Source organism: Catellatospora bangladeshensis (assembly GCF_016862575.1).
Taxonomy (GTDB): domain Bacteria; phylum Actinomycetota; class Actinomycetes; order Mycobacteriales; family Micromonosporaceae; genus Catellatospora; species Catellatospora bangladeshensis.
In genome coordinates this window covers 140825-157319 of the sequence record NZ_BONF01000030.1, presented here as the reverse complement: position 1 = coordinate 157319, position 16495 = coordinate 140825, and the positions used below count along the sequence as shown (strand labels likewise).

General features: G+C 72.6%; 15 protein-coding genes. 11 read left to right on the top strand and 4 right to left on the bottom strand.

What is annotated here, in order from left to right; genetic code table 11:
• Positions 1 to 14 precede the first annotated feature (14 nt).
• The 7 genes from Cba03nite_RS25100 (at position 15) to Cba03nite_RS25070 (ending at position 7145) form a co-directional block, all read left to right on the top strand.
• Entirely contained in the window at positions 15 to 368 is a 354-nt protein-coding gene (locus tag Cba03nite_RS25100; protein ID WP_203750877.1) for an acyl-CoA thioesterase, read from the top strand.
• 30 nt (positions 369 to 398) lie between these two features.
• Positions 399 to 1313, top strand: coding sequence for a serine aminopeptidase domain-containing protein (locus Cba03nite_RS25095; RefSeq protein ID WP_203750875.1), 915 nt, complete (start codon positions 399 to 401; stop codon positions 1311 to 1313).
• Between the two features lie 9 nt (positions 1314 to 1322).
• On the top strand, positions 1323 to 2930 hold the full coding sequence (locus Cba03nite_RS25090; RefSeq protein ID WP_203750874.1) for an AMP-binding protein: 1608 nt from the start codon (positions 1323 to 1325) through the stop codon (positions 2928 to 2930).
• 89 nt (positions 2931 to 3019) lie between these two features.
• Positions 3020 to 3820 carry an alpha/beta fold hydrolase gene (locus tag Cba03nite_RS25085; protein WP_203750873.1) on the top strand — a complete coding sequence of 267 codons (801 nt, stop codon included), beginning with the start codon at positions 3020 to 3022 and terminating at the stop codon, positions 3818 to 3820.
• A 242-nt stretch (positions 3821 to 4062) separates the two neighbouring features.
• Positions 4063 to 4344, top strand: coding sequence for an acyl carrier protein (locus Cba03nite_RS25080; protein ID WP_203750872.1), 282 nt, complete (start codon positions 4063 to 4065; stop codon positions 4342 to 4344).
• 29 nt (positions 4345 to 4373) lie between these two features.
• Complete coding sequence (locus tag Cba03nite_RS25075; RefSeq protein ID WP_203750871.1) at positions 4374 to 5717, top strand: NAD(P)/FAD-dependent oxidoreductase; 1344 nt, start codon at positions 4374 to 4376, stop codon at positions 5715 to 5717.
• Positions 5718 to 5795: 78 nt separating this feature from the next.
• Positions 5796 to 7145, top strand: coding sequence for a cation:proton antiporter (locus Cba03nite_RS25070; RefSeq protein WP_239125999.1), 1350 nt, complete (start codon positions 5796 to 5798; stop codon positions 7143 to 7145).
• Positions 7146 to 7219: 74 nt separating this feature from the next.
• Here the strand turns inward: Cba03nite_RS25070 and Cba03nite_RS25065 are convergent, their stop codons facing one another.
• A complete protein-coding gene (locus Cba03nite_RS25065; RefSeq protein WP_203750870.1) occupies positions 7220 to 7780 on the bottom strand; it encodes a TetR/AcrR family transcriptional regulator in 561 nt (186 codons plus the stop codon).
• Positions 7781 to 7899: 119 nt separating this feature from the next.
• Between Cba03nite_RS25065 and Cba03nite_RS25060 the strand changes: the two genes are divergently transcribed.
• From Cba03nite_RS25060 to Cba03nite_RS25045, 4 genes are read left to right on the top strand one after another with little or no spacing between them, the layout of a single operon-like run.
• Positions 7900 to 9318, top strand: coding sequence for an acyl-CoA carboxylase subunit beta (locus Cba03nite_RS25060; RefSeq protein ID WP_444542257.1), 1419 nt, complete (start codon positions 7900 to 7902; stop codon positions 9316 to 9318).
• A 24-nt stretch (positions 9319 to 9342) separates the two neighbouring features.
• Positions 9343 to 10479, top strand: a complete 1137-nt coding sequence (locus Cba03nite_RS25055) for an acyl-CoA dehydrogenase family protein (protein ID WP_203750866.1) — start codon at positions 9343 to 9345, stop codon at positions 10477 to 10479.
• On the top strand, positions 10479 to 11933 hold the full coding sequence (locus tag Cba03nite_RS25050; protein ID WP_239126000.1) for an amino acid adenylation domain-containing protein: 1455 nt from the start codon (positions 10479 to 10481) through the stop codon (positions 11931 to 11933). The genes Cba03nite_RS25055 and Cba03nite_RS25050 overlap by 1 nt, the downstream gene beginning before the upstream one ends.
• Positions 11933 to 12445 (top strand): flavin reductase family protein, encoded by a 513-nt coding sequence (locus tag Cba03nite_RS25045; protein WP_203750861.1) that lies wholly within the window; start codon positions 11933 to 11935, stop codon positions 12443 to 12445. The genes Cba03nite_RS25050 and Cba03nite_RS25045 overlap by 1 nt, the downstream gene beginning before the upstream one ends.
• 72 nt (positions 12446 to 12517) lie before the next feature.
• Here Cba03nite_RS25045 and Cba03nite_RS25040 read toward each other — a convergent pair whose 3' ends face one another.
• The 3 genes from Cba03nite_RS25040 to Cba03nite_RS25030 all read right to left on the bottom strand — a co-directional run bounded on the left by Cba03nite_RS25040 (position 12518) and on the right by Cba03nite_RS25030 (position 16415).
• Positions 12518 to 13054 (bottom strand): TetR/AcrR family transcriptional regulator, encoded by a 537-nt coding sequence (locus Cba03nite_RS25040; RefSeq protein WP_203750858.1) that lies wholly within the window; start codon positions 13052 to 13054, stop codon positions 12518 to 12520.
• 192 nt (positions 13055 to 13246) lie between these two features.
• Positions 13247 to 15598: a beta-ketoacyl synthase N-terminal-like domain-containing protein gene (locus Cba03nite_RS25035; protein WP_203750856.1), complete on the bottom strand. Its 2352-nt coding sequence runs from the start codon at positions 15596 to 15598 to the stop codon at positions 13247 to 13249.
• Positions 15599 to 15635: 37 nt separating this feature from the next.
• Positions 15636 to 16415 carry a thioesterase II family protein gene (locus tag Cba03nite_RS25030; protein WP_203750854.1) on the bottom strand — a complete coding sequence of 260 codons (780 nt, stop codon included), beginning with the start codon at positions 16413 to 16415 and terminating at the stop codon, positions 15636 to 15638.
• Positions 16416 to 16495: the final 80 nt, after the last annotated feature.

Genomic DNA, 16495 nt, shown 5'->3' with positions numbered 1-16495 from the left:
ACGCCCTGGGCCACGTGAACAACGCGGTGGCGCTGGAGTATCTGGAGGCCGGCCGCTGGGACTGGATGGGCCGCCAGGGCATCGTGCACGGGGACCGGGTCGTCGCGGTGGTCGCGTCGATCCAGCTCGACTACCTGGCCGAGATCCCGCGCGGCGAGGTCGAGGTGCGCACCCGGCTGGAGTCGCCGACCGAGGCGGAGATCGCGGACGACGACCTCACCTTCCGGGCCCGCTTCCGGCAGCGGCTGCACCTGCCGCAGGTGCCCGGCCCGGCGGTGGACGCGCTGGTCACGGTCGCGTTCCTGGACACCGAGCTGCGGTGTCTCGTTTCGATGCAGGACTTCCTGGCGGCCGCCGCGCCCCGCTGACGGCGCCGCCTACTACCGAGTGGAGTGCAGATGAGCACGTCCGGCCTTGTCACCGGGTCCGAGCGCTGGGTGCCCACGTCCGGCGGTCACGAGCTGCACGTCAGGCAGGTCCCGCCGCAGGGCGGCGCCGCCCCCGGCGTGCTCTTCCTGCCGGGGCTGTTCTCCGACGGCGGGTTCTTCCTCAGCTCGGCGGGGCGCGGCCCCGCCACGGTGTTCGTGGAGCGCGGGTTCACCGCGTACGTCGCGTCGCTGCGCGGGCACGGCCGGAGCCGCTGGCCCCGGCGGCGCGCGTACGACTGGAACTTCGACACCTACGTGCGTCACGACATCCCCGACCTGATCCGGGGGGTGGCCGCGAGCCACCAGGGGCCGCTGTTCGTGCTGGCGCACAGCATGATCGGGTACGCGCTGCTGGCCGCGCTCGGCGCCGACCCGTCGCTGCAGCGGCACCTCGCCGGGGTGGTGACCATCTCGTCCGCGGTCAACGACTACTCCGAGGGCGGGCTGGGCAAGCGCGTGCAGCTGCGCGGCGCGTCGATGCTGGCCCGGCTGGCCGGCCGCTTCCCCGCGAAGGCGCTGCGGCAGGGCCGCTGGGACGAGCCCGCGGGGCTGATGCGGCAGTTCGCCGACTGGGCGCCCCGGGGCGAGTTCCGCAGCGCCGACGGCGCGACCGACTACTGGCAGGCGCTGTCCCGGGTGACCGTGCCCGCGCTGGTGACCATCGGCGCCGCCGACACGTTCCACGCCTCACCGGCGCGCGGCCGCAAGCTCGCGGACCGGCTGGGCGGCCCGGTGGACTTCCGGGTGTACGGCCGGGAGACCGGCCTGAGCTGGGATCCCGGCCACTACGACGTGATCCGGGGGGCACGGGCCGAGGCCGAGGTGCTGCCCGGGGTGGCCGGCTGGATGAAACGCGCCGGGGCCGTCCCGGCGACCGAGGAGTAGGAGCCCGCCGTGCTCGAACACGTCCAGCGCAACCACGACACCGTGCCCGAGCACGGCCTGCACCTGTACGAGAAGTTCGCCGACCCGCCGGAGACGGTGCTCTACCGCGAGTTCCCGGCGCGGATCGCGGCGTACGCCGAGCACTTCCGCGCGCACGGCATCGGACCGGGCACCCGGGTGATCGTCCCGTTCGAGACCTCGGCGGCGGTGATCCTGTCGTTCCTGGCGCTGATGGAGGCCGGCGCGCTGCCGCTGTCGGTGAAGCCGCTGCTGCCGCACAGCCCGAAGGCCGGCTACGAGGACTTCCTCGGCCGGGTGGCGGGGGAGTTCGGCGCGGCGGCGGTGCTGCAGACGCCGAGCCTTGCCACGGTGGACCTGCCGCTGGCCCGGCTGCCGCTGCCCGACCCGGAGCTGCGGCTGCCCGGCGCGCGGCTGCGCGTGCCGGCCGACGACGAGCTGGCCTTCGTGCAGTTCTCCTCGGGCTCGACCTCGTTCCCGAAGGGCATCCCGATCACGCAGGGGCGGCTGCGGGCCAACCTGGCGATGATCCTGGGCACCGACGGCCGCAACCCGGAGGACCGGGTGAGCAGCTGGCTGCCGCTCTACCACGACATGGGCCTGGTCGGCGGCCTGCTGTCCTCCTTCGCGAGCGGCAGCGACCTGCTGCTGGCCGAGCCGTCGACGTTCCTGTTCGACGCGTTCGGCTGGTGGGCGCACATGGCGCGGGAGGGTGTCTGCGGCACGGTGGTGCCCAACTTCGCGGTCGACTACTCGCTGCGGCTGATGCGCGACCTGGACCGGGAGGAGCTGGCCGAGCTGGACCTGTCCCGGCTGCACGTGATCTACCTGGGCAGCGAGCCGATCAACATCCGCAACCTGGAGGAGTTCCTGGCCCTGATGGCCCCGGCCGGGCTGCGCGACGACGTCTTCATGCCCTGCTACGGCATGGCCGAGACGGTGCTCGTGGTGACGAGCCGGCCGCGCGCCGGGCGGGTGCGTATCGTGCGCTCGCCCTCGGGGCTGCCCGCGATCTCGGTCGGGCCGCCGATGCCGGGGTTCACGGTGCGGCTGCGCACCGAGGACGGCCGCGTGTGCCGGGACGGCCAGCTCGGCGAGATCGAGCTGGCCGGCGGCACGCTGGCCGACTCCTATCTGGACGACCCGCGGCCGCTGACCGGGACGGACGGCTTCTACGCGACCGGGGACATCGGCTTCGTCGACGGCGGCGAGCTGTTCATCACCGGCCGGATCAGCGACCGCATCAAGGTGAACGGGCAGAGCCTGTTCGCCGCCGACTTCGAGCAGGCCCTGGAGCAGCTGGCGTTCATCCGGCGGGTGGCCGTGGCGCAGTCCGGCGGCCGCATCGTGGTGCTGGCCGAGGCGGACCGCACCGCGCGGGCCGACCCGGGCGGGTGCCGGGCCCGGATCGTGGAGCACCTGGTGCACGCCACCGGCGTCACCGTCCGGCCGGAGGACGTGCACTTCCTGCGGCCGGGGCGGCTGCTGCGCACCAGCAGCGGCAAGCTGCAGCGGCGGGCCATCGTGGCGGCGTACGAGCGCGGCGACTTCACCGAGGCCCGGCCCCGTACGGAGGAGCCGCCCGCGCCGGCCGGCTGACCTGAACTACCCATAAGTAGCATCACGGCTACGTATCGTTGCCGGATGTGCGGTTGACTGCGGGCGCAAACAACTAAGAACATCCATTCGTGGTTGGTGATGGCGGCATGGGGCGGTGGCCGGACCTCCCCTCACCGCGGTACCTGGACCTCGGCGGCCGCCGGCTGGCCTATCGCGACTTCGGCACCGGAAAGCCCGTGCTCGCACTGCACGGGCTGTTCAGCGAGGGCCGTGCGTTCGCCCGGCTGGCCGCGGCCCTGCCCGGCCGCCGGGTCATCGCGCCGGACCAGCGCGGTCACGGGTCGTCGGACCCCGCACCGCCGTACACCCGTGAGGGTTTCCTGAGCGACCTCGTCGCGCTGCTCGACCACCTGGGCCTGGACCGCCTGCCCGTGGTCGGGCACTCGCTGGGCGGCGCGAACGCGTACCAGCTCGCCGCGCGCCGGCCCGAGCGGGTCAGCGCGCTGGTGGTGGCCGACGTGGGCGCCGTGATCGAGGCCGACCTGTCGTTCGCGCGGGCCTGGCCGGAGCGCGCGCCGAGCCGCGAGCAGTTCCTCGACGCCCTCGGCTTCCTCGGGCCGTACCTGGTGGACGGCGTACGCGAGCACGCCGACGGCTGGGGCCTGGCCTGCCGGGTGGAGGACGCCCTCGCGGCGCAGGACCGGCTCAACGGCGACCACTGGGCGGACTGGCTGGCCGTGTCCTGCCCGACGCTGCTGATCGCGGGCAGCGACAGCTTCGTGCTCGCCGCCGACCACGCCGCCGAGATGGCGGCGAAGGCGCCCCGGGCCACGCTGACCGTGCTGACCGGCGGCCACTTCGTGTACGACGACGACGAGGCCGGCTTCGCCGCCGCCGTCCGCTCCTTCCTGGACGCCACGGGCTTCTAGCTCCGGATTCCCCACCGCATCCCGCCGAGCCGCCTCCGGGCCGGCGGGATGCGGCGTACCCCCGCCCGCAGCAGCGTCTCCGCCGTCAGATCTTCCCTGGTCACACCCGCTACGCGCGGTGATCGGGAAGATGCGCCTTGTCGAGACAGTTCATCGCTTGTAGAGTTCCTCACAAGATGACTTTTGCTGTCCGACCGTCCGCTATGGAGCCGCACGTAGCCAGAACCCGAGGAGCACACGAAGTGACCACCATCGACACCGACGAGATCCAGGCCCGCGTCACCTCGTTCATCGTCGACCACCTGCTGGGCAGCGAGTCGGCGGGCGAGCTGGACGCGGACTCCCCGCTGCTGGAGTGGGGCGTCCTCAACTCGATGAACACGGCCCGGCTGCTCACGTTCATCCGCGAAGAGCTGCACGTCTCGGTGCCGCCGACGGCCATCACCGGCCGGCACTTCCGCAGCATCAACACCATCACCAGCCTCGTGCGGTCGCTGCTGCCCACCGAGGTCGCAAGCGCCTGAAGCCCACGCCCAACGACAAGGAGGCGATCGTGCAACCAGCGTTCGACATCGCAGTTATCGGCGGCGGCCCCGCCGGTTCGACCGCGGCGTCCTACCTCGCGAAGGCCGGCCTCTCGGTGGTCGTCCTCGAGAGCGAGACGTTCCCCCGTGAGCACGTGGGCGAGTCCCTCGTGCCCGCCACCACGCCGGTGCTCCTGGAGATCGGCGCGATGGAGAAGATCGAGGCCGCGAACTTCCCGAAGAAGTACGGCGCGGCCTGGACTTCGGCGGAGTCCCGGCCCATCGACCACATGGGTTTCACCGGCCTGACCCACGACTTCCGCGCCGCGGACATCCTGTTCCACGAGCGTGACCAGCCCGGCGTCGACCGTGACCACACCTACCACGTCGACCGCGGGCTCTTCGACCAGATCCTGCTGGACCACTCGGCCAGCCTCGGCGCGGACGTGCGCTACAACGCCCGGGTGCAGAAGGTGGACTTCGAGGGCGAGTTCCCCGTGGTCCACGTGCGCATCGACGGCGAGGCGCAGCAGATCCCGGTGCGGATGGTCGTGGACGCCTCCGGCCGCCGGACCCTGCTGGCCAACCAGATGAAGACCAAGATCTCCGACCCGGTGTTCAACCAGTACGCCATCCACACGTGGTTCGACAACTTCGACCGCAAGGCGCTGGCGCTGAACCCGGAGCAGACCGACTACATCTTCATCCACTTCCTGCCGCTCACCGACACCTGGGTGTGGCAGATCCCCATCAACGAGACCGTCACCTCGATCGGCGTGGTGACCCAGAAGAAGCGCTTCGCGGCCTCGAAGAGCGAGCGCGAGGAGTTCTTCTGGGAGTCGGTGGAGAGCCGGCCGGAGCTGGCCCGTGCGCTGCGCGAGGCCGAGCAGGTCAAGCCGTTCAAGTCCGAGGGCGACTACAGCTACAGCGTCAGCCAGATCTGCGGCGACAACTTCGTGCTGATCGGCGACGCGGCCCGGTTCGTCGACCCGATCTTCTCCAGCGGCGTCAGCGTCGCGATGAACAGCGCGCGTATCGCGTGCGCCGACATCATCGCGGCCGCCGAGGCCGGTGACTTCGCCAAGAAGCGGTTCAGCATCTACGAGACGAAGCTGCGCCGCGGCGTGAGCAACTGGTACGAGTTCATCACCATCTACTACCGCCTGAACATCCTGTTCACCGCCTTCGTCCAGGACCCGCGCTACCGGCTCGACGTGCTGAAGCTGCTGCAGGGCGACGTCTACGAGGACGACGAGCCGGCGGCGCTCGCCGAGATGCGCGAGATCGTGCGCGCGGTCGAGGAGGACGAGACCCACCTGTGGCGGCCGTACCTCGGGGAGCTCAAGGCCCCGACCGCGGCACCCGCGTTCTGACGGATCGCGGCATCGTGCCCGGCTCCGGCCCGGCACGATGCCGCTCTTCCGTGCCGTCCACGGTCAGGAGGATCCAGCGTGACATTCGCATTCGAGCCAGCTCCCCCCATCCCCGCCCATGCGGTGCTGCTCTTCCTGCTCCAGGTGGCGACCCTGCTGCTGGTCGCCGTCGTCCTGGGCCGGTTGGCGGAACGTTTGAAGATGCCCGCGATCGTCGGTGAGCTGTTCACCGGCGTGCTGCTCGGCCCCAGCCTGCTCGGCGCACTCGCACCGGGCTTCTCCGCCTGGCTGCTGCCGAACGAGGCCAGTCAGGTCCACCTGCTGGACGCCGTCGGCCTGCTGGGCGTCATGCTGCTGGTCGGTATCACCGGCGCCCATCTCGACCTCGGGCTCATCCGCCGCCGCGGGGTCACCGCGGTCCGGATCAGCCTCTGTGGACTGCTGCTCCCGCTCGGCTTCGGCATCGCGCTCAGCTTCGCGCTGCCCGCGGCGATCGTGCCCGACGGAGTGTCCCGGACAGTGTTCGCCCTGTTCCTCGGGGTCGCCATGTGCGTCAGCGCGATCCCCGTGATCGCCAAGACGCTCACCGACATGCGGCTGCTGCACCGGGACATCGGCCAGCTGACCATCGCCGCCGGGACCGTCGACGACGCGGTCGGCTGGCTGCTGCTCTCCGTCGTGTCGGCGATGGCGACCATCGGCCTCAGCGCCTGGCAGGTCACCCGGTCCGTCCTCTTCCTGGTCGGCTTCGTGGCGTTCGCCGCGGTGCTCGGCCGGCCACTGGTGTCCGGCGCGCTGCGGCTGGCCGGGCGCTCCGACAACCGCGGCACCACCCCCGCGGTGGTCGCCGGGCTCATGGTGCTCGGCGGCGCCGTCACTCACCTGCTCGGCCTGGAGGCCGTCTTCGGCGCCTTCGTGGTCGGCATGATCGTCGGCCGCCCGGGCGTCGTCGATCCGGAACGGCTGGCCCCGCTGCGCACCGTCGTGCTCTCGGTGCTCGCCCCCATCTTCCTGGCGACGGCCGGTCTCCGGATCGACCTGACGGTGCTGGGCGATCCCACCATGTTCCTCATCGCCCTGGCCGTGCTGGCGGTGGCGATCCTCGGCAAGTTCATCGGGGCCTACCTGGGCGCCTGGATGAGCGGGCTGAACCGGTGGGAGGGGCTCGCCCTGGGCGCCGGCCTCAACGCCCGCGGCGTGGTCGAGGTCGTCGTGGCGATGGTGGGGCTGCGCGTGGGCGTACTGAACACCACGTCCTACACCATCATCGTGCTGGTCGCGGTGGTGACCTCGCTGATGGCGCCCCCGGTGCTGCGCTACGCCATGCGCCGGGTCAACCAGAGCGCCGAGGAGCACGCGCGCCGGCTGGCCCACGAGGCGTGGTCGACACCCGTCTACCCGGCGGCGGAACGGGCCGGAGCCCGCTGACGCCCGCGGTCGCCACCTCACGATCAAAGCTCCCTTCATGCTGCTGACGACATGAAGGGAGCTTCGGTCTGAGGTCACACGGGCTCGGCCAGGTAGTGGCCCACCGCGTCACCGAGCACCGCCGTCATCCCCGGCACGGTCGCTCCGGCCAGCACCGGCTCGCTCACCAGGTAGCGGAACAGCGCCAGCCCCAGCAGCTGGGAGGCGATGAGCTGGGCGCGCAGCCGCGGCTGGTCCGCGCCCAGCCGGGTCACCACCTCGCCCAGGAACTGCTCGATCAGGTCGGTGCGGGCGAGCTGCGCCGCGTTGTGGTCGGTCAGGGCCGCGGCCAGGCGCGCCATCGGCACCAGCCCCGCCTCCGGATGGTCCCAGACCTGCAGCACCGTGCCCACCAGCCGCCGGCCCGCGAGCTTGGGCGAGCCGTGCACCACCACCCGGACCATGCGGCGGATGTCGAGGTCCAGCTCGGTCGCCTCGTCGATCAGCTCCTGCCGCGAGTGGAAGTAGTGCCGGACGAGCGCCGGATCGACGGCCGCGCGGCGGGCCACCCCGCGGATGGTGGTGGCGTCCAGCCCGTGTTCGGCGATCTGCCGCCGGGTCTCCTCCAGGATCAGATCTCGGGTCGTCATCTCCATGGACGCTCACCTTTCTCAACAGGTGGGGAATTCAACGCTTGACAAGTCCAGTGTAGACCGGATACTCATCTTCAGATGAGTTTTCTTCCACATGTTTCCGGGGGCGGCAGATGACGGTTATCGAGACCTTGCCCGCCGGGCCCGCACCGGGCGCCGGGACGGCAGACCGCGCCAGCGCGCGACTGCTCGGGCTCTTCGACGGCGGCAACCCGGAGCTGCTGCTCCCGGCCCGCGACAGCGAGGTCGCCGTGGCCTACGGCCCCATCGGCGGCGTCCCCTCCGCGGCGTACGCGACCGACCCGGCCCGCCGCGGCGGCGCGATGACCCAGGAGGGCTGCACCCGCATCGCCGAGGTCATCGAGCAGGCCGACCTGCGCGGGCTGCCGGTGGTCGGCCTGTGGCAGTCCGGCGGCGCCTCGCTCACCGAGGGCGTCGGCGCGCTGGACGGGGTGGGCCGGGTGTTCCGGGCCATCGTCGCCGCGTCCGGGCGCACCCCGCAGATCTCGGTGGTGCTCGGCTCGGCGGCGGGCGGCGCGGCGTACGGCTCCGCGCTCACCGATCTCGTGATCATGTCCGAAGAGGCGTCGATGTTCGTCACCGGCCCGCGCGTGGTGCGCGACGCGACCGGCGTCGAGGTGGGCTTCGCGGAGCTGGGCGGCGCGGCGGTGCACTCGCGGCACAGCGGCGTGGCCCACCTGATCCGGCGCGACGAGGCCGAGTGCCTGGACGCCGCCCGCGAGCTGGTGACGCTGCTGGGCGACCAGCGCGCCTTCGGCAGGCCGGGCAACACGCTGGACGGCGCCGACTACCGCGCGCTGCTGCCGGAGTCGCCGCGCCAGGCGTACAACGTGACCAAGCTGGTCGACGCGCTGCTCGACGCGCCCGCGGTGCAGCTGAGCCCGCGCTGGGCGCCGCACGTGGTGACCGCGCTGGGCCGCCTCGGCGGGCGCACCGTCGGGGTGGTCGCCAACAACCCGCTGAAGCTCGGCGGCTGCCTGGACGCCGAGGCCGGCGACAAGGCGGCCCGCTTCGTGCGGCTGTGCGACTCGTACGGCGTGCCCCTGGTGGTGCTCGTGGACGTGCCCGGCTACCTGCCCGGGGTGAGCCAGGAGACCAACGGGGTGCTGCGCCGCGGCGCGAAGCTGCTGCACGCGTTCGCCGCCTGCCAGGTGCCCCGGGTCACCCTGGTCACCCGCAAGGCGTTCGGCGGCGCGTTCATCGCGATGAACAGCCGATCGCTCGGCGCCGACGCGGTCTACGCCTGGCCCGGCGCCGAGGTGGACGTGATGAGCGCCGAGTCGACGGTGCGGGTGGCCAACCGGCGGCGGCTGGAGGCGGTCGACGACGACAGCGCACGCGCCGCGCTGGAGGCGGAGCTGGTCGCGGAGTATCGGCAGACCGAGCACGGCCTGGCCGCCGCGGTGCGGGACGGCATCGTCGACGCGGTCATCGACCCGGCGGACACCCGTACCACCCTGATCCGCGCACTGAGCCGGCGCCGCTCGGTGCCGCACCGGCTGCCCAACATCCCGTTGTGACCGCGGCGCGCCCGAGGAGGAACCGTGGAGTTCGGCTGGACCCCTGAACAGCAGCGACGGCACGCGGACACGGTGACCGCCGTGCGCGAGGCGTTCGCGCAGGCACCGCGCGGCGAGGGCTTCTACACCCGCAAGGACTGGCTGCGCCTGGGCGAGCTGGGCCTGCTGGGCTGCAGCCTGCCCACCGAGTACGGCGGCGGCGGGCTGGGCGCCCTCGACACGGCACGACAGATCGAGGCGCTCGGCTACGGGTGCCCCGACACGGGCCTGGTCTTCGCGTCCAGCGCCCACCAGTTCGCCTGCGCCGCGCCGATCGCCGAGTTCGCGAGCGAGCAGGCCAAGCGTGAGCTGCTGCCGGGCCTGTGCGACGGCACGCTGATCGCCGGCAACGCGATGACCGAGGCCGACGCCGGATCGGACGTGTCCCGGCTCGCGGTCACCGCCACCGAGACCGACGGCGGGTGGGTGCTGCACGGCGAGAAGACGTTCGTCAGCAACGGCCCGGCCGCCGACGTGTACGTCACGTACGCCACCACCGATCCGCACGCCGGGCATCTGGGCGTGACCGGGTTCGTGGTGGACCGCGGCTCGTCCGGCCTGACGGCCGGTGAGCCGTTCGACAAGATGGGCCTCAGCTCCTGCCCGGCCGGTCCGGTCCGGTTCGACGGCGTGTTCGTGCCGCACGAGCGGGTCCTCGGGGTGGAGGGCCAGGGCGGGGCGATCTTCCAGCAGTCGATGAGCTGGGAACGCACCTGCCTGTTCGCCGGCTACCTGGGCCTGCTCGACCGGCTGGTGGAGCGGGCCGTCACGCACGCCCGCGAGCGGCGGCAGTTCGGCCGCGCGCTGGCCGACTTCCAGGCCGTCTCGCACCGGATTGCCGAGATGAAGCTCCGGGCCGACACGGCCCGGCTGCTGCTGCACCGCGCCTGCTGGGAGATGGACCAGGGCGGGCCGCGGCCGATGTCGGTCGCCATGGCCAAGCTCGCCGTCTCCGAGGGGGTGCTGGCCACCGCGCTGGACGCGGTGCGGGTCTTCGGCGGGCGCGGCTACCAGCGCGAGGACGGCATCGAGGCCGCGCTGCGCGACGCCGTACCGGCCACGATCTTCTCCGGCACCTCCGACATCCAGCGGCACATCATCGCGAAGGAATTGGGGTTGTGATGCTGTACGAACTGCTCACCCGATCCGCCGCCCGATACCCGGACAGCCTGGCCGTGGCCGGGCCGGACGGCACGCTGACCTACGCCGAGCTGGACCGCGCCGCCGACCGGTACGCGCGCGGCCTGCTCAACGCCGGTGTCGAGGCCGGGCACCGCATTCTCATCTGGAGTGACAAGAGCTGCACCGCCGTGGCGCTGATGCAGGCGGCGCTGCGCATCGGCGCGATCTACGTGCCGGTGGCGCCGGGCAACCCGGCGGCCCGGGTCGGCCGGATCGCCGAGGACTGCACGGCGACGCTGGTCGCGGCGGACGCCGAACGCGCCGCGGCCGGTCCCGAGGTGCCCGGCGGCTGCCCGGTGGTGGCCTTCGAGCACCTCGACTCGGCGGCGGACGGGCCGCTGCCCGTGCTGGACGCGGCGCCCGGCGACGTGGCGTACATCCTCTACACGTCCGGGTCCACCGGCACCCCCAAGGGCGTCGCGATCAGTCACCGCAACGCGCTGGCGTTCGTCGACTGGGCCGTCGAGCTGGTCGGGGTCAACCCGGTCGACCGGCTGTCCAACCACGCGCCGTTCAACTTCGACCTGTCGGTGTTCGACCTCTACGCGGCGTTCCACGCCGGGGCCTCGGTGCACCTGATCCCGCACGAGATGGCGTACGCCCCGGCGCAGCTCGTCGAGTTCCTCCGCGAGCAGGACATCTCGGTCTGGTACTCGGTGCCCTCAGCTCTGGTGCTGATGATGCACCAGGGTGCGCTGCTCGCCGCCGACCCGCCGCCCGCGCTGCGCGCCGTGGTGTTCGCCGGCGAGCCGTTCCCGATGCCTCAGGTCAAGGAGCTGCGCCAGGCGTGGCCGAAGATCCGGCTGTGGAACTGGTACGGCCCCACCGAGACGAACGTGTGCACCTCGTACGAGGTGACCGACGCGGACCTGCAGCGCGACCGCCCGCTGCCGATCGGCGAGGCGGCCAGCGGCGACGAGGTCTACCTCGACCCGGAGGGGGGCGAGGGCGAGATCGTGGTGGCCGGGCCGACCGTGATGACCGGCTACTGGGGCCGCGAGCCGCAGCTCGGCCCGTACCGCACCGGAGACCTGGGCCGCCGCGCCGAGGACGGGGTGTTCGAGTACGTCGGCCGCTTCGACCACATGGTGAAGGTGCGTGGGCACCGGGTCGAGCTCGGCGAGGTGGAGGCCGTGCTGGCCGCGCACCCCGCCGTGGACGACGTGCTGGTGCTGACCACCGGCGACGGCCTGGCGGCGCGGCTGCACGCGGTGGTCGTGGCGGCCGGCGACACCCGGCCGTCCCTGCTGAGCCTCAAGCGGCACTGCGCCGCCGGGCTGCCCACATACATGATCATCGACACCGTGCACGTGGTCGACGCGATGCCGCGTACCGCGAACGGCAAGAAGGATCGCACCGCGCTGGCCGCGGCGATCGTCGAGGGGAGGATCTGATGACATCGACAGGACAGCACCCGGCCAGCGTGGACATGGACACGTTCCGCGCGGTCATGGGCTCCCTGCCGAGCGGGGTATGCGTGGTGACCTCGGTCGACGACGAGGGGCGCCCGCAGGGGCTCACCTGCTCGGCCGTGTGCAGCGTGTCCGGCGACCCGCCGATGCTGCTGGCCTGCGTGAAGGCGCCCAGCCGCACGCTGGACGCGATCCTGGCCCGCAAGCGTTTCGCGGTCAACTTCCTGGACGCGGACGCCCAGGCGGTGTCGGCGCTGTTCGCCAGCCCGGTGGAGGACAAGTTCGGCTCGGTCGCGTGGGACGACGCGAGCGGCATGCCACAGCTGCGCGCCGCCGTCGCCACCGCGCAGCTGATCGTGCACGACACCGTGCAGGCGGGTGACCATGTCATCGTGCTCGGCCGGATGGTCGAGGGCGAGGCGCACCGCAACCGCTTCCCGCTCGGCTACTGGCGGGGCAGTTACGTCCGCGTCTTCCGCATCGCCCGAGTCTGACCGCGGATCCCGGGCGCGCCGCGGTGCCGCGGCGCGCCTGGCGGACCGCCGGGCATGGGCGTACGCGGCGGATCAGTCGGCGGGCTTGGGCGGGGTGATGATCGCGGCGAGGGCGGGCGCCATGATGTCGATGACCGAGTCGAGCTTGGCGGTCGCCAGCGGGCGCAGGGCCAGCATGTGCCGGGAGGCGGCGAGGCCGAACATCATCGCGCCCACGATGGCGGCCCGCAGGTCGGCGTCGGGGTCGTCGATGGCCTGGGCCAGCGTGGCGTTGAGCTTGTCGCTGCTGGTCTCGCGCAGCAGGCCGGACGCGGTCGGGTCGGCCAGCGAGGAGCGGTAGATCGCCTTGACCGCGTCCCCGGAGTCGGACTCCCACAGGTCGAGGTAGAGCCGCAGCAGCTCCTCGGGCAGATCGTCGCCGGCCTCGGCGACGACGTCGGCGACGCCGTTGCTGAGCGGCACGATGTCGGAGACCGCGGCGGCGAACACGCCCGCCTTGTCCGTGTAGAAGTGGTGGATGAGCGCCCCGTCGACCCGGGCGCGCGCGGCGATGGCGCGGATCGTGGTGCCGGCGTAGCCGCGTTCGGCGAACAGCTCGCGCGCCGCCACGGCGATGTCCTCGCGGGTCCGGCTGTCTCCGGGACGCCGACCGGTACGGGTACGGCGCACCGTCTTGGTGGCAGCCGCTTCTTCTCGGTCAGCTGACTGATTTACCATTTTGATCCCATTCACAGCAGAATTCATCGAGTGCTGATTATTCATCAGCATACCATCCGGAATCTGCTTGACAATGAGGTCCGCTCAATGTGACTGAACGCCCACCGGCACCTCACTCACCGCTGCCGAATGCGGGCTCCAGAGCACCTCGCCACCGAACCGGCGCCGCGGCAGCGCGTGGTGCCGCCCCGGCAGCACCCGCGACCAGTCCAGCGGAACCCCCTGACAGAACAGGTGTGCCGCACCCGTCATCAGCTCGCCGACCGTCGTGTTCGGCCGGATGTCCAGCCGGGCGCCGGGCACCTCGGCGCGCGCGGCGCCCCGGGCGGGCACGATCGGCACGGGGCGGCAGCGCGAGCGCTCGGCGATCCGGCGGCCCCGGCCGGTGTAGCGCCGGTTCACCGCCTGCATCACCTCGTCCAGGCCGGCCGCGCCGGTGACCACGAGCTTGGCGTAGCGGCCGACGCCGTCGGCGGTCACGTCCTGCGGCGGCAGGCCCCACAGCCGCCACAGCTCGCACAGTGCGATCTGGACGGAGATCTGCGCCGCCACGTGGGTGCTCCGGTCGGCGAAGACCGTGTCGGAGAGCAGCCGCACGCCCCGGCCCGCCGAGCGGTCCACGGCCGTCCGGCACTCGTCGAACGCCTGCCGGAAGTCCGGCTCGCTCTGGTAGAGGAAACGCGCCGCGGCCAGGGTGGACAGCGGCTCGCCGACCAGCCGCAGGCCCACCGCCTCGTCCGGCGCGGCGGCCGCGTTGCCGGTGAGCACGTGGTCCGCGGGCCGCCCGTCTGCCAGCGCGCGCAGCGAGTCCAGCGCCGCGGGCAGCGACGGGGCGAGCACGGCGGCACGGCGGTTCAGGTGCCAGCGCCGGTGCGCCAGGGTGTGCTGGATGTCGAGCAGGCCCGGCGCCGGCGTCTCGGCGAGCAGGCCGGCGAGGTCGCCCGCGGCCGCCGCGAGGCCCTCGCCGTCGGCCCCGGACAGCAGCAGGAGCAGCGGCCGCCGCCGGTGCGGTCCCGGCTCGGTGACCGCGTGCCGGGGGTACGCCGCCGGGCGTACCGGGCTCGGCCGGGTGCCCAGCCGGGGCGCGTGCCAGCGCGGCGGCACCGGCATCGGGGCCGGCGCCTCGTCCGGCCGCCCCAGCAGGATGTGCGCGTTGGTGCCGCTGAGGCCGATCGAGCTGACCCCGACCAGGCCGTGCCGGGGCAGGTCCAGGGGCGCGCCGTCGGGCATCACCCGCAGGCAGGACCCGGCCCAGTCGATGGCCGGGTTCGGCGTCCGGTGGTGCAGCTGCGGCGGCACCTGCCCGCTGCGCAGCACGTGCACCGCCTTGAGCAGCCCGGCCACGCCCGCCGCCGCGTCGGTGTGGCCGAGGTTGGCCTTCACCGAGCCGACGTACAGCGGCAGGCCCGCCGGGCGGTGCGGGGTGAAGACACTGCTGAGCGCGGCGGCCTCGACCGGGTCGCCCACCGGGGTGCCCGGCCCGTGCGCCTCGACGTACCGCACGTCGTCCGGGTGCGCCCCGGCGTCGTGCAGCGCGTCGGCGAGCAGGCTGACCTGCGCCTCCATGCTGGGCATGGTCGGGGTCATGGAGCGCCCGTTGTGGTTCACCGCGCTGCCGCGGATCACCGCGAGCACCCGGTCCCCGTCGGCCTCCGCGTCGGCGAGGCGCTTGAGCACCACCACGCCGACGCCCTCGCCGCGCACCAGGCCGTCGGCCTGCGCGTCGAACGGCTTGCAGTGCCCGGTCGGCGACAGCGCGCCCAGCTTGGTCAGGTAGATGTTGAGGTCCGGCGCGACCAGCACGTTCACCCCGCCGGCCAGCGCCACGTCCGACTCGCCGCTGATCAGGCTGCGGCAGGCCAGGTGCACCGCGACCAGCGACGACGAGCACGCGGTGTTCACCGTCATGGCCGGACCGCTCAGGTTGAGCAGGTAGGACAGCCGGCCCGCGGCGAAGCTGAACTCGCGGCCGCTGGCGAAGTGCCGGTCGATGGCGTTGGTGCCCCCGCCCTGCGCGTGCAGCAGCAGGTAGTCCATCGCCAGCATGCCGAAGAACACGCCGGTCCGGTGGCGGGAAGCCACGTCGTCGCCGAGCCCGGCGTGCTCCGCGGCCTCCCAGGCCACCTCCATGAGCAGGCGGTGCTGCGGGTCGATCTCCCGCGCCACCTCCGGCCGGATGCCGAAGAAGGACGCGTCGAACCGGCCGACGTCCGGCAGGAACGCGCCGAACCCGCAGTACCCGGCGCCCGCGGTGGTGCGGTCGCCGGAGTCGAACGCGGCGCTCCACCGGTCCGGTGGCACCGTGCCGACCGCGTCCACTCCGGCCGCGATCACCCTCTGGAACGAGTCGAAGTCGACGATGCCGCCGCCGTAGCGGCAGCCGATCCCGATGATCGCTATGGACTCCTGCTCGTTGCGTCCCCGACTGAGTCGCATCCCTGTTCCCCCAGGTCTGTGTATGAAAAAGCGGCGGTCACACCGCCGCCAGCTCCTCGACGAGTCTGTCGAGGCGGGCGGCCAGGGCCGCGGTGAAGGCGCGTGCGGTGAGGAAGAAGTGGCCGCCCTCGAAGATCGTCATGTCGAACGACTCCGTGGTCTCCCGCTCCCAGGCCAGCATTCCCAGCGAGTCGGCCATCGGGTCCTGCCGGCCGCCGAACACGGCGATCGGGCAGGACAGCGGCGGCCCCGGCTCGCGCCGGTAGGTCTCGGCCAGCCGCAGGTCGGTGCGCAGCATCGGCAGGTACATCTCCAGCAGCTCCGGGTGCTCGTCGACGTCGGCGGGGGTGCCGCCGAGGCGGTTGAGCGCGGCCAGCAGCTGCGAGTCGGGCAGCTCGTGGATCGGCCGGTGGGACAGCGCCGCGGCGGGCCCGTTGCGCCCGGCCACCACCAGCAGCGCCGGTGAGTTGCGCCGGTTCTGCAGGTTGCGGGCCACCTCGTACGCCAGCAGCGAGCCGAGGCTGTGCCCGACCACGATGTACGGCCCGGTGATCCGGTCGACGATCTGGCCGGTGAGGTCGTCGATCAGGCACTGCCAGTCCTCGACCAGGCGCTCCCGGAAGCGGCGCCCGTGACCGGGCAGGTCGATCGGGATCACCTCGCTCGCGTGCGGCAGCCAGCCCTGCCAGCTCTGGAAGTGCATCGCGCCGCCGCCCGCGTGCGGCAGGCAGAACACCTGGACGCGCAGGGCGCCGCGGTCCTGCGTCGGCTGCTGCGCAGCGGCGAGAAGGCGACCGAGATCGTCGGAGGTTGTCATCGCGTTCCGCCTTTCCTGGTAATCCGCGGCCGGTGCGGAACCGCGCCCGCGATGTCCATTGACATGGATGTCATCATACG